Source organism: Novosphingobium sp. DS6-6, assembly GCF_057784975.1.
In genome coordinates this window covers 191,768-204,735 of sequence record NZ_JBYNTS010000004.1, presented here as the reverse complement: position 1 = coordinate 204,735, position 12,968 = coordinate 191,768, and the positions used below count along the sequence as shown (strand labels likewise).

Genomic DNA, 12,968 nt, shown 5'->3' with positions numbered 1-12,968 from the left:
GATAACGCCGATGCTGATGAACGCGACCAATTCGCCGCTTCCGCTCTCCGACGATGCGATCATCGCCGCAGCGGACCGCGCCGCGCGCGCCATTCCCCCGCTCTGGCCGCTTGCCTCGAGCGTCGCGGTCAACCCTTTCCTGGGCCAGACGGGCGATCCGCTCGCCACCACGGCCGTGCGCCTGCGGCGTGCCGCCGGGATCGCGGTCACCATGCCGCGGGCCTGGTATGCCGAGCGGCTGGCTTCGGGCGAGATTGCCGAAAGCGATTTGCAAGCCGCTTTCGACGCAGCGCCCGCAGCGCTTCGCCCGGCAAGCGTCGCCGCGCTGAAACAGGCGGTTTCGGTCGCAGCGCCAGCGCCGCGCGCCATTCCCACGGTTGCCGAACTGGCGGGCGCGGTCGCCTCGCTCGACTGGCACGGCATGGTGGGCGACCGGATCAGCCACTGGGCCTCGCAATACTTCGATCAGGGGCAGGCGCTGTGGGCCGATGCGCAGCCGCGCGGTGCCTATGCCGCCTGGCGAAGCTATGCCGCGCATGACCTGACGCCCGAAATCGCCGGCCTTGCCGGGTTTGCCCAGGGCGTGGCCGATGCCCCGCCCAGCGCCAAGGACGCGCTGGTCGCCGGCGTTGCCAGCCTGGGCCTGTCCGAAGCGGCGCTCGAAAGCTATTTCCACCGGCTGCTGACGACGCTGGGCGGCTGGGCTCAGGTTGCCCGCTACCGGCTCTGGCAGGCGGAACTCAACGGTGGAGCCGATGCCTCGGTCACCGATCTTCTCGCCATTCGCCTCACGTGGGAAGCAGCGCTGCTGCGCAAGTATGCGGCCGACCTCGAACATGAGTGGCAGGCGGCGATCGCGGCCCATGCCCAGCCTGTCGTCCCGACCCAGGACGACCTGATCGACGCGCTTCTGCAGGAGGCGGCCGAACGCGCCGAACAGCGCCGCCTCCATGCCGTTCTGGCGGAAACCCCCGCGGCCGCCATCGAAACCGGCCGCCCCAAGCTGCAGATGGCCTTCTGCATCGACGTGCGCTCCGAAGTGTTCCGCCGCGCGCTGGAAAGCCTTGATCCGGGCATCCGGACGCTCGGCTTTGCCGGTTTCTTCGGCCTGGGCATCGGGCATCGCCGCTTTGCGTCCGATGTGGTCGAGGCGCGCCTGCCGGTGCTGCTGACGCCGGGCGTCCATACCCGGTCGGGCGAGCCGACACCGGCGATGGAGCAGGCCGATCTGGCCGCGCGGGTGGCTGCGCGGGCCAAGCGGGCCTGGGGCCGGTTCAAGCTGGCGGCGATCTCGTCGTTCGCTTTCGTCGAAGCGGCCGGTCCGATTTATGCCGCCAAGCTGGTGCAGGACGGGCTGGGCCTGACACGCAACCCTGCGCCCAACGATCCCGCGCCGCGTCCGGCCGACGATCTCGATCTCGAGACCCGGCTGACGATGGCGACGAACGTGCTCAGGGCGATGTCGCTCACCCGGGATTTCGCCAGGCTCGTGCTGCTGGCCGGGCATGGCGCCAATGTCGTCAACAATCCCCATGCCAGCGCGCTGCACTGCGGCGCCTGCGGCGGTTATTCCGGGGAAGTCAACGCGCGCCTGCTTGCCGCGCTGCTCAACGGCACGGACGTGCGCGCGGGCCTGGCCGAACGGGGCATCGCCGTTCCCGACGATACGCTGTTCGTCGCCGCGTTGCATGACACGACGACCGACGCGATCACGCTCTATGCCGCCGATCATCCTTCGGCCGCGCATGCGCAGGATATCGAGCAGGCGGAACGCTGGCTCAAGGCAGCCGGCATCCTGGCACGGGGCGAGCGGGCGCTGCGGCTGCCGCGCGCCGCGCACGGCGAAGACATTCCCCATCGCGCCCGCGACTGGGCCGAACTGCGCCCGGAATGGGCGCTTGCCGGCTGCCAGGCCTTCGTGGCGGCGCCGCGCAGCCGCACGGCCGGGCGCGATCTGGCGGGGCGGGCGTTCCTCCACGATTATGACTGGCGCGGCGACGAAGGCTTCGACGTGCTGGAACTGATCCTGACCGCCCCGGTGGTCGTCGCCAGCTGGATCAGCCTGCAGTATTACGGTTCGACCGTTGCGCCCGAAGTCTTTGGTGCCGGCAACAAGCTGCTGCACAACGTTACCGGCGGCATTGGCGTGATCGAAGGCAACGGCGGCATCCTGCGCGCCGGGCTGCCCTGGCAGTCGGTGCACGACGGCGAGGGGCTGACGCACGAACCGCTGCGGCTTGCGGTCCTGGTCGAAGCCCCGCGCGAGGCGATCGCCGCGATCCTGGAACGCCATCCCCAGGTTCGCGCACTGTTCGACAACCGCTGGCTGCATCTCTTTGCACTGGACGACGAGGGCCGCATGGCCTGGCGCTATGCCGGCGATCTGGCGTGGCAGCCGGGCCTTGCCGACGCGCGGGTGGCGGTGCCGGCCGAACAGGTTCCGGCGTGACAGGCCTTCCGGCCCATCTTGCCGCGCTGGAGGCCGAAGCCATCCACATCCTGCGCGATGGCGTGGCCGAAGCGCAGAATCCGGTGGTGCTGTTTTCGGGGGGCAAGGATTCGACCGTTCTTGCCCACCTGGCCTTGCGCGCGTTCCATCCGGCCCCGCCGCCGGTGCCACTGCTGCACATCGATTCGACCTGGGAATTTGCCGAGGTCCTGGCGTTCCGCGATGCCTTTGCCGCCCGCCACGGCTTCCGCCTGCTGGTCCATGCCAACGAGCAGGGCCGTGCCGAGGGGATCAATCCGTTCGATCATGGCGACGTCTACACCACGATCATGCGCACCGAACCGTTGAAGCACGCGCTGACCAGCGGCGGGTTCGACGTGGTGTTCGGCGGCGCGCGGCGCGACGAGGAAAAAAGCCGCGCGAAAGAGCGGATCGTTTCGGTGCGCAGCGCCAGCCACGGCTGGGAACCGCGCGCACAACGCCCCGAATTGTGGCGCTGTTTCAACTGGCGGCTTTCCCCCGGGCAATCGATCCGCGCATTCCCGCTGTCCAACTGGACCGAGCACGATCTGTGGACTTACATCCTGCTGCGCGACATCGAACTCGCGCCGCTCTATCTCGCCCGCCCGCGCCCGGTCGTAATGCGCGAGGGCATGCGCCTGGTGGTCGACGATCCGGCCCGCATGCGCTGGTACAACGGCGAGGAACCGCGGCTCGAAACGGTGCGCTTCCGCACGCTGGGCTGCTGGCCGGTCACTGCCGCCGACCCGTCGCGGGCCGCCACGCTGACCGAAGTCTTTGCCGAAACGCTGGCGGCGCAATCGTCGGAGCGGCGCGGGCGGATGGGCGATACCGGATCGCTGGAACGGCAAAAGCGGGAGGGCTATTTTTGAGCGCGTTCAATGCCATGCCCGAAGCCGCCGCCAATCGCGGCGCAGGCCCCTATGCCGGTCAGCGCGCCGTGCTGGCCACCATGCACGGCAAGGAGGCGGCGATCGGCCCCGTCCTGCTCGACAAGCTCGGCCTGATCGTGACGCCGGCGCCCGGTATCGATACCGACGCGCTCGGCACGTTTACCGGCGAGGTGCCCCGCGCGGGCACCATGCGCCAGGCGGTCATCGCCAAGGCACGGCTCGGCATGGCCAAGACGGGCCTGTCGATCGGCCTTGCCAGCGAGGGAAGCTATGGCCCGCACCCGCATATGCCGTTCGCGGCCGGCGGCATCGAATTGATGGTCCTGGTCGACGATCGGCGGAATATCGTCGTGTCCGAAAGCCTGGTGGAAGACGCGCCGGCCTATGACCACGCTTTCGTGCGTTCGTTCGCGGAACTGGGCGGCTTTCCCGATCGCATCGGTTTTCCAGCCCATGCGCTGATCGTGAAACCGGCCGATGCCGCGGGAGACGCCCTGGCGGTCCACAAGGGGTTGCGCGATGCCGATGCCCTTGCCGCCGCAATCAGCGCCTGCGCCGCCCGCTCGCGCGATGGCAGGGCGCTCGTCCAGACCGATATGCGCGCGCATATGAACCCCACGCGCATGGCGACGCTGCGCCGGCTGGCCGCTCTTTTCGCCGCACGTCTGGCCAGCCTGTGCCCGGCGTGCCGGATGCCCGGCTATGGCCAGCTCGATGTCGAAGCCGGCCTGCCCTGCGAAAGCTGCGGCGCCCCCACGCTGATGGTCCGCCATCAGGTGTTCGGCTGCGTTGCCTGCACGCACCGCGACAAGCGCCCCCGCCCCGATGGCCGCACGCATGCCGACCCCGGGCATTGTCCCTACTGCAACCCCTGACCGGCAGAGCCATGCCACCCGACCATGCGCCGCTGCTCCATTGCGGACTTGGCACTCAGCCCCTCAATCATCCACCGTCACCCCGGGCTCGACCCGGGGTGACGGTCATAATGCAGTTATCGAAGCATCTTCCGCGTTTCACCCTCAGGGCGGCCGCGCTCAGCCAGAACGCCGGCTCCCGATACCCGCTAGGCGGCTTCAACGTCTTTGGGGCCAGCAGCGAATTTCTTCTCTCGACGCCAAACCCGACATTCGGCCGACGGCCTTACGCCAATAGCGGTCGCATGAAGGATCGCTCGTAGCTCAAGATGCAGCGGGTCTGTTCTGCAAATTGGTATGCTGATTGGCACTCAGCGTCCTCCACCATCTTTGCGCGGTAGTCCTCATATGCCGCGAGAGATGGGAAGCTGAAAAGCGCTAGAGCTATATCGTTTGCACCTTCGTGTGGCAGGAAATACCCATGATGAGTTCCACCCAACTTATTCACTAGCGGTATCCACATCCGAGAATACACTTCAAATTCAGCAAGTTTGTATGGGTCTATGACGTATCGCAGGTAACATGTGATCATCGGACGAAAGGCCTCTCTGAAACGCCCGCAACAGATTAAGCGGCTACTGCAAACCCTAGCAGCCCGGAATGCGACAGTCAGCACTCCACCCGATACAGTCACGATTTGCGCTTCGCTGCGCGCCTGAAAGCCGACCTTCTGCTTCGACCCTCTGCCAGCTATAATCTGACATTCAGCAACCGGTCAGTTGCGGACAAGGTTTGCTCAAGCGATATACGGGCGATGAGACACTCGCGGCGCATCATTGCTTTGGCTTTGTATGCAGTATGGCTGACATACTGGGCATACACTTACGCAACCGCATCCACCCCGGACGAGAAAATGGCTAGGCCAGCGGCCATTTTGTTTGGTGGTGGGTCGCTTGTGCTCGCCTTGGCGGCCACCGTGGCAACTTTGCTACTTCATAAATTGTTGCGGCAGCGATTGCCTTGACGCGCGCCGAAAGCCGCCATTCCGCAATCCACCCCGTTCGGCCACAGGAACTTATTCCATCACACCTAAAACAGACGAGCGGCTCGTTAAATTCCCGCCGCTCGATGCGCGTGAATTCAGCCCTCCACCGCGTCGGCGATAAGCCCTTCGGCGCGCATGGCGCGATAGGTGTTGGCGGCGCGGCGGATGTGGGTGTTGGCGATGGCGCCGGCCCATTCCTCGTCGCGCATTTCGAACGCGCTGACAAGGTCGCGGTGGTCGCGCTGGCTTTGTTCCATGTCGGCCCTGGTATACTGTTCGGCCGTGCGATGGACGACGATCTGGTTGACGACGAAGCGCATCAGTTGCGCCAGCCGCTCCGATTGCGCCGCCGCGAGGATGACCGTGTGGAAATAGCGGTTGCCTTCGACGAAGCGGGACACGTCGGGTCCGCCCCTGGCCGTGATCGCCTGGTCGATGAAATCGCAGTGCAGCTTGAGCTGTTCGATCTGCTGGTCGGTGATCAGCCGCGCCGCGCGCGTGGCGCAGTGGCTTTCCAGCATCGCGCGCAGATTGAACAGTTCCTCGTCGTCCTCGTCGGACCAGACGGGGACGAAAACCCGGTTCGTGCCTGAACGCTGGAGCAGCATTTCGGCGACCAGTTCGGCGATCGCTTCGCGCACCGGGGTGCGCGACAGGCCGCAGTATTGGGCGAATTCGTCTTCGGGCACGAACTGACCCGCGGGAAAGTGCCCAGAAAGGATGCCGGCGCGAATTTTGCGATAGGCTTCCTGCGATGCCTTGGACACGAATATCCCCCGTTACGATCAGGTGTTATGATCGGGCTTTGCGATCAGGGAGCCGGCACGCGCCGGCTCCCCATGCTCTCATCAGAACGACGCGCCCATTTCAACCCCAATCAACCGGCGCGCACCCGGAGACAGGAACGAACCGCCGAATTCGGGCGCGGGAATGATTTCCTCAAGATACTTCTTGTTGAACAGGTTGTTGGCAAAGGCGGTCACGTTCCAGCCCTTGCCCTTGATCCCCGCACGCAGGTTGACCAGGCCATAGGCGGCGCGCTGCGATCCCGAGTAGTCGGCCGTTCCCAGGCCCGGGTAGAACGCATCGAAAATCGTCCGGCGCGTCTGGTTCTGGACCACGTGGAACCATGTCGGCCCGGTCAGACGGTAATCCACCCGCATCGTTGCGGAAAGCGTGTCGGACACCGGCTGTTCGAACTGGCCGCCAAGATTGAGCGTATAGTCCGCCGAATAGGGCGACTTGTTGCCCACGGTATCGGGCCGGGCGGTATTGGCCAGGATCTTGCTGTCGAGCACGTTGCCGCCCGCCGTCAGCGTGATGTAGCGCGTCGGCCGATAGACCACGCCGAGCTCGGCGCCCTGCAGGCGGACCTTGTCGATGTTCGAAACCACGCGCAGCAGGCCGAAGGTTCCGGTGAGGAACTCGAAGAACTGCATGTTCTGCACCGTGTTGTGGTACAGCGCACCGTCGATCTGCAACGCGCCGTTCAGCAGGCGCAGCTTGAAGCCGGCTTCGAACGCGCTGGTGCGTTCCTTTCTGTATTCGTCGCCGATCGTCAGATTGGAACCGAGCAACTGGTTGAAGTTCTGCTCGATAATCGCGCCGCTGCCCTGGCTGTTGAACCCGCCGGCCTTGAAGCCCACGCCCCAGTCGCCATAGAGGTTGACGTTGGGCGTCACTTCATAACGCAGCGTGACTTTGGGCTGGGCCAGCTGATAGACCCGGCTCTTGGGCACGAGCGCGCCGACGGAAAGGCCCGGGTTGATCGGCCCGCCGGTGATCGGATCGAGCACGTTGGGCACCAGCGGCTGGACATGGCGTTCTTCCCGGTCGAAGCGCAGCGCACCTTGGACCGTGAATTTCTCGGTCAGCTTGTATTGCAGCGATCCGAAACCGGCATAGACGTCGGTGGTGAACTGGTCGTCGAACAGCTGCGACGTCGGGTTGATCGAGCCAGGCCCGTTGTACAGCGTATCGAGCGTGCCTTGCCCGGTATCCTGGTTCAAGGCCACGCCATAGTGGCGGTCGATGTGCAAGTAATAGGCGCCGACCGACCAGGACAGCGGGCCGTTGCCGTTCGACACCAGGCGGATTTCCGCGCTGGTATCCTTCTGGTCGCGCACGGTCACCTGGATGCCGTCGCAGACCGTCGGGCCGAAGGCGCCGTAAAGCGACGCGCCGGGCGTAGGCCCGAGGAACAACGGCGATTGCAGCGTCACGCCGGCATTATAGAGCCTTGCCGTATCGGCAATGCACTCCGGCGTATTGTTGAACCGGCCGAGCGAGGCGCCCGTGGCGTCGTTGGTGAACTTTTCGCGAATGTTGGAATGCGAGACCCAGGCGATCAGCTTGGCGAAATCGAGATCGTAATCGGCTTTAAGCGAGGCTTCGAAAGTCTTCTGGCGGTTGATGCTGTCGGCATTGCGCAGAAACGTGAAATTGGTGTGGTCGTTGACGTTTTCGTTGAACAGCGGATTGCCGAACGCCTGGGCGAAGCCCGGCAGGGCAAAGCTCGCTTCATAGTTGATGGCCCCGGCCTTGACGTTCGCCGCGCGCACTTTGGCGTCCAGCGTCAGCCTCTCGGTGGGGGTGGAATAGATCCGGCCGCCGATGCTCCAGCCGCGATAGGGATCGATAGTCTTTCCGCGGGTGCGCGGGTTGGGGCCGGTATTGCTGAAGAACCCGTCGGTGTGGCGATATTGCCCGAAGACGACGACGCCGGTCGTATCGGTGATCGGGCCGGAGATCGATCCTTCGGCCAGTTGGCTGTTGTAATCGGCGATATAGGCCCGCCCGCTGAATTCAAGCTTGCTGCCGGGCTTCTTGGTCGACAGCACCAGCGCGCCGGCCGTGGCCCCGCGGCCGTAATAGGCACCCTGCGGGCCTTTCAGCACTTCGAACTGCTGCAGATCGCCCTGATACTGGTTGACCGCGGCGGTGTTGGTCTTGAGAATGCCGTCGACCACCAGCGCGACGTTGTTTTCCGCGTCGCGCGCGCCGTTCACCCCGCGGATGTTGATCTGCGCGTCGCCGACCTGGGCCGCGTTGGACACGATCGTCACGCCGGGCGTGAACGCGATCGCCTGTTCCGTCGTCACGATCCCGGCGGCTTTGAGATTTTCGGACGTCAACACGGAAATGGAGGCGGGCACGTCCACCAGCCGTTCCGACTGACGGCGCGCCGTCACGGTGATTTCCTGGCCCTGAGCCTCGGCCGCTGCGTCCTGCGCCGCTTCTTGCGCCTGGGCGGGCAAGGCGGCGGCGATGGCAATGCCGGTGCTGACAAAAAGCAGTGCACGATTTCTTAGCATGGATAACCCCCTTGTCATCTCATTGCCGACGGTTGCGCCCTCCGGTTGCGCCCCGGGCTTTATCCTCTCCCTGAAACATGACTTGATTCGCCATGCTTGTATACAATTAATTTCTGGTCATAGGCGAACGTAGACGGTTTCATGCCGATAAGGGCCTATGAGGTATGGATAAAGTTCAAGATTTTCACTTTTTTCGTGGCTGCCAACAAAAGGTTGCATCTTGAGGCGCCGGATGTATCGTTCATTCGGTACACAAATTTAGCGCACTGCGCGAATTGGCCGACCGAGGGGGAAGGAGTAGTCATGAAATTCGGTGTTTTCCTGCCCAGTGCCCGCAACGGCTTTACCATTTCCGAAGCCGCGCCGCTTTACGATCCGAGTTTCCAGCATAATCTCGACGTAACGCTAGAAGCCGAACGGCAGGGATTCTCGTTCGCGCTGGCGATGATGAAGTGGAAGGGTTTCGGCGGGCCGACCGGATACTGGGACGCCTGCCTCGAGCCGTTCACGCTGTGCGCCGGGCTGGCCGCGCGGACTTCGACGATCGAGCTGATCCCCAGCGTGACGCTGCTCACCACCCATCCCGCCGTCTGCGCGCGCATGGTGGCGACGATCAGCGATATCTCCGGCGGCCGCTGCGGTCTCAACATCGTCACCGGCTGGAACCATCTGGAATACGATTCCATGGGTATCTGGCCCGGCGCCGATTATTACGAACGGCGTTACGAACTGGCGCAGGAATACATTGCCGTCGTCAAGCGGCTGTGGACCGAGGCGGAAGTGACGCACGAGGGCGAATTCTTCAAGCTGGACAAAGCCACGGTCCTGCCGCGCCCGATCGGCACACCCACGATCGTGAGCGCCGGCCAGTCGCCCAAGGGTCTGGCATTCACTGTCAACAACGCCGACTTCAGCTTCGTGATGACCGGCCGTGCCAATCTCAAGCGCTATACCGACACCATGAACGAAAGCGCCGCCAGCAATGGCCGGCCGGTCGGCACGCTGCCGCTCTATACGATCATCACCGCGCGCACCGATGCCGAGGCCCAGCGCATTGCCGACGAGGTCGTGGCAAAGGCGGATCGTGTTGCCATCGGCAATATCCTGGGCAGCGCCGCGCTAGATACCAACACGGGCGGATCGAGCGCCCATCTCCAGGCGGCGCTCAGCCTGCCGCCCGAAGAAGGCAACATGGCGTTCATGAGCCTGCCGCTGCTGTGCGGCACGCCCGAGACGGTGGCCAGCAAGATCGACGATATCGTTGCCGAAACCGGGGTGCCGGGAATCATGATGAACTGGCTCGATTTCGTGCCGGGGATCAGGGATTTCGGGGAGAAGATCATGCCCCGGCTGAAATGCGCGTGACAATGACGATGTTTCCGCACCTTTCCAGGCAATCCGGCCGATGAGCGGCGCCATGATCCAGTTCGTCGAGGTCGGCCCGCGCGACGGGCTGCAGAACGAGAAGACCTTGATCTCGACGGCGGACAAGCTGGAGCTTGTTCGCCGCAGCATCGCGGCAGGCGCGCGGCGGATCGAAGTGACGAGCTTCGTCAATCCCCGGCGCGTGCCGCAGATGGCCGACGCGGAGGACGTCTGCGCAGCGCTGCCGCAGGCGGACGGAGTCAGCTATATCGGCCTCGTCCTCAACGCCAGGGGCGCCGAGCGGGCGATCGCGACCGGCCGCCTGAACGAACTCGGCGCTGTTTGCGTTTCGACCGACGGCTTCGCAATGGCCAACCAGGGGCAGACGAGCGCCGAATCCCTCGCATCGGCCAAGGCGATCGTGGCCATGGCGCGCGCCGCGGGCCTCAAGGGCCAGGCCACTATCGGCGCTTCGTTCGGCTGCCCGTTCGAAGGAGAAGTATCCGAAGATCGCGTCGTGGCCATGGCTGTGTCCCTGGCAGAGGCCGGGCCGATCGAAGTTGCCCTGGCCGACACCATCGGGGTTGGCGATCCGGCCCAGGTTTCGCGCCTCGTGCGCCGGGTGGCTGCTGCCATCGCGCCGCTGCCGGTGCGCGTCCACTTCCACAATACCCGCGGCACGGGGATTGCCAACGTCTGGGCGGCGGTCGAGGCCGGGGCCGCGGTGGTCGATGCCGCGCTGGGCGGGCTTGGCGGCTGCCCCTTTGCCCCGGGCGCTGCCGGCAACGTGGCGAGCGAGGATGTCGTCTACATGCTGCACCGTGCCGGCATCGACACGGGCATGGACCTTTCACGGCTGGTCGAGGCCAATCACTGGCTGGCCGGCGTCATGGATCGCAAACTTCCCGGAATGGTGGCGCAGGCGCCCGCCTTTCCCAGGATCGTTCAGGAGCACTGAAAAGATGGGATATCGCCTTGGCGTGGATGTTGGCGGCACGTTCACCGACCTCCTGCTATTCGACACGTCGTCTGGCGCGTTCTGGCGCCACAAGACCCCTTCGACCACGCACGACAGTTCCGAAGGCATTCTGAACGGCGTTGCCGCCGTCTGCGACAAGGCGGGCATCACCCCCGGTGACATCGCCTTCTTCCTGCACGGCACGACAGTGGCCACCAATGCCGTTCTCGAAGGCAAAGGCGCGCGCGTCGGCCTGGTGACGACCGAGGGCTATCGCCACATCATGCAGATCGCCCGCAGTTTCGTGCCCGGCGGCCTTGCCGGATGGATCGTCTGGCCAAAGCCCCAGCCGCTGGCTGCGCTCGAGGATACGGTGACGATCAAGGGCCGTATCGGCGCCGATGGCGCGGAAATCCGCCCGATCGACGATGCCGATATCCGCAGCCAGCTCTCGCTGCTCAAAGCGGGCGGCGTCGAGGCGATCACCGTCAGCCTGATCAACGCCTATACCAACGGCGCCCATGAAAAGCGCGTCGGCGAACTGGCGGCCGAGATCATGCCCGGCGTGCCGGTTTCGCTGAGCCACGAAGTCCTGCCGGAAATGCAGGAATACGAGCGCACGCTGACCACGGTCGCCAATGCGGCGGTGCGCCCGGTCGTGGGCAAGTATGTCTCCAATCTGCGCGCGCGCCTGGCCGAGGCGGGCATGGACGGCAAGCTTTCGCTGCTGCGCTCCGACGGCGGGCTGATGAGCGCCCAGAAGGCCGAGGAGCATCCGGTCAACATCCTGATGTCCGGCCCGGCCGGCGGCGTCACCGGGGCGATCTGGGTGGGGCGCAATGCCGGTATAACGAACATCCTCACGCTCGACGTCGGCGGCACCAGCACCGACGTGGCCCTGATCGAGAACCTGGAGGCCCGCCGCCAGCGCACCACCGAGGTGGGCCACCTTTCCGTCCGCGCCTCTGCTCTCGACGTCAAGACCGTCGGCGCGGGCGGGGGTTCGATTGCCTATGTTCCTGCACTGACAAGAGCCCTTCGGGTCGGGCCGCAGAGCGCAGGTGCCGTGCCGGGGCCGGTCGCCTATGGAAAAGGCGGCACCTTGCCCACGGTGACCGACGCGAACGTCGTGCTCGGTTATCTTCCGGAGAATCTTCTGGGCGGCACGTTCAATCTTGATCGCGAAGGCGCGAAAGCGGCGGTGCAGACCATTGCCGATGCGCTGGGCATCGATCTCATGGCGGCCGCGCGCGGCATCATCGACATCGTCAACGAGAACATGTTCGGCGCGCTGCGGATGATCTCGGTCCAGCAGGGTTATGATCCGCGCGATTTCGCGCTTATGGGCTTTGGCGGCGCGGGGCCGCTGCACGTCAACGCCGTGGCCCGCCTGATGGGGTCGTGGCCGGCAGTCTCGCCGGTGTCCCCGGGCGTGCTCTGTGCGCTGGGTGATGCCACCACGCGCATGCGTACCGAAACCGCGCGTTCGTTCAGCCGCCTGGCCAGCCAGACCGCGGCGGCAGACCTCATCGCCGTGCTCGATGAAATGGCCGCCCAGACCCGGGCCGAACTTATCGCCGATGGCGTGCCCGCGGACGAGATCACCACGACGTTCGAAGTCGACGTACGCTATGCCGGGCAGGCCTTCGAAGTGCCGTTGACGATCACGCCGGACGTGCTCGATGCCGACGGCATTGCCGGAATCCTCACCCGCTTCGATGCCGAACACAAGCGCCTGTTCACGTTCAACATGGATACGCCCCATGAAATCGTGAACCTGCGGGCGGTCGCCATGGGACGCGCGCTCGAACTTCCGGCCGCGGAACTGGAAAAAGGTGACGGCAACCCGGTTGCGGCCAGGATGCGGGATCACGTGCTGTGGATGGACGGCCGCGAGCAGGCGGCGGTGATCTATGACCGTGCGAAGCTGCGGGCCGGAGACGTCATCCCGGGGCCTGCCATCGTCTGCGAGATGGATTCGACCACGCTGATCGAAAGCGGCTGCGTCGGCACGGTCGACCGTGTCGGCAACATTCTGATCAATCTGGCTGATTGAGGGAGCACGAGAC

The 12,968-nt window shown here is 65.1% G+C and carries 9 protein-coding genes; 6 read left to right on the top strand and 3 right to left on the bottom strand.

The window, feature by feature from the left end; all coding sequences use genetic code 11:
- Window positions 1-10 precede the first annotated feature (10 nt).
- Genes AC3EDY_RS06845 through AC3EDY_RS06835 form a run of 3 tightly spaced genes read left to right on the top strand, consistent with a single transcriptional unit; the run spans window position 11 to window position 4,238 of the window.
- The gene (locus AC3EDY_RS06845; RefSeq protein ID WP_488571731.1) at window positions 11-2,449 is read left to right on the top strand and encodes a YbcC family protein; all 2,439 of its coding nucleotides are present in this window, start codon (window positions 11-13) and stop codon (window positions 2,447-2,449) included.
- On the top strand, window positions 2,446-3,342 hold the full coding sequence (gene cysD, locus AC3EDY_RS06840) for a sulfate adenylyltransferase subunit CysD (protein WP_488571730.1): 897 nt from the start codon (window positions 2,446-2,448) through the stop codon (window positions 3,340-3,342). Before AC3EDY_RS06845 ends, cysD begins: the two co-directional genes overlap by 4 nt.
- On the top strand, window positions 3,339-4,238 hold the full coding sequence (locus AC3EDY_RS06835) for a DUF6671 family protein (protein WP_488571729.1): 900 nt from the start codon (window positions 3,339-3,341) through the stop codon (window positions 4,236-4,238). Before cysD ends, AC3EDY_RS06835 begins: the two co-directional genes overlap by 4 nt.
- A gap of 265 nt (window positions 4,239-4,503) precedes the next feature.
- Here the strand turns inward: AC3EDY_RS06835 and AC3EDY_RS06830 are convergent, their stop codons facing one another.
- The 3 genes from AC3EDY_RS06830 to AC3EDY_RS06820 form a co-directional block, all read right to left on the bottom strand.
- Window positions 4,504-4,809, bottom strand: coding sequence for an NIPSNAP family protein (locus AC3EDY_RS06830; protein WP_488571728.1), 306 nt, complete (start codon window positions 4,807-4,809; stop codon window positions 4,504-4,506).
- Window positions 4,810-5,357: 548 nt separating this feature from the next.
- Window positions 5,358-6,029, bottom strand: coding sequence for a GntR family transcriptional regulator (locus tag AC3EDY_RS06825; RefSeq protein WP_488571727.1), 672 nt, complete (start codon window positions 6,027-6,029; stop codon window positions 5,358-5,360).
- Window positions 6,030-6,110: 81 nt separating this feature from the next.
- Window positions 6,111-8,576, bottom strand: coding sequence for a TonB-dependent receptor (locus tag AC3EDY_RS06820; protein WP_488571726.1), 2,466 nt, complete (start codon window positions 8,574-8,576; stop codon window positions 6,111-6,113).
- A 303-nt stretch (window positions 8,577-8,879) separates the two neighbouring features.
- Here AC3EDY_RS06820 and AC3EDY_RS06815 point away from each other — a divergent pair, with 303 nt between their 5' ends.
- The 3 genes from AC3EDY_RS06815 to AC3EDY_RS06805 are packed head-to-tail and all read left to right on the top strand — an operon-like array spanning window position 8,880 to window position 12,955.
- Window positions 8,880-9,941: an LLM class flavin-dependent oxidoreductase gene (locus AC3EDY_RS06815; protein WP_488571725.1), complete on the top strand. Its 1,062-nt coding sequence runs from the start codon at window positions 8,880-8,882 to the stop codon at window positions 9,939-9,941.
- 40 nt (window positions 9,942-9,981) lie between these two features.
- Complete coding sequence (locus AC3EDY_RS06810) at window positions 9,982-10,899, top strand: hydroxymethylglutaryl-CoA lyase (protein ID WP_488571724.1); 918 nt, start codon at window positions 9,982-9,984, stop codon at window positions 10,897-10,899.
- A 4-nt stretch (window positions 10,900-10,903) separates the two neighbouring features.
- The gene (locus AC3EDY_RS06805) at window positions 10,904-12,955 is read left to right on the top strand and encodes a hydantoinase/oxoprolinase family protein (RefSeq protein WP_488571723.1); all 2,052 of its coding nucleotides are present in this window, start codon (window positions 10,904-10,906) and stop codon (window positions 12,953-12,955) included.
- The last annotated feature ends 13 nt before the right edge of the window (window positions 12,956-12,968 follow it).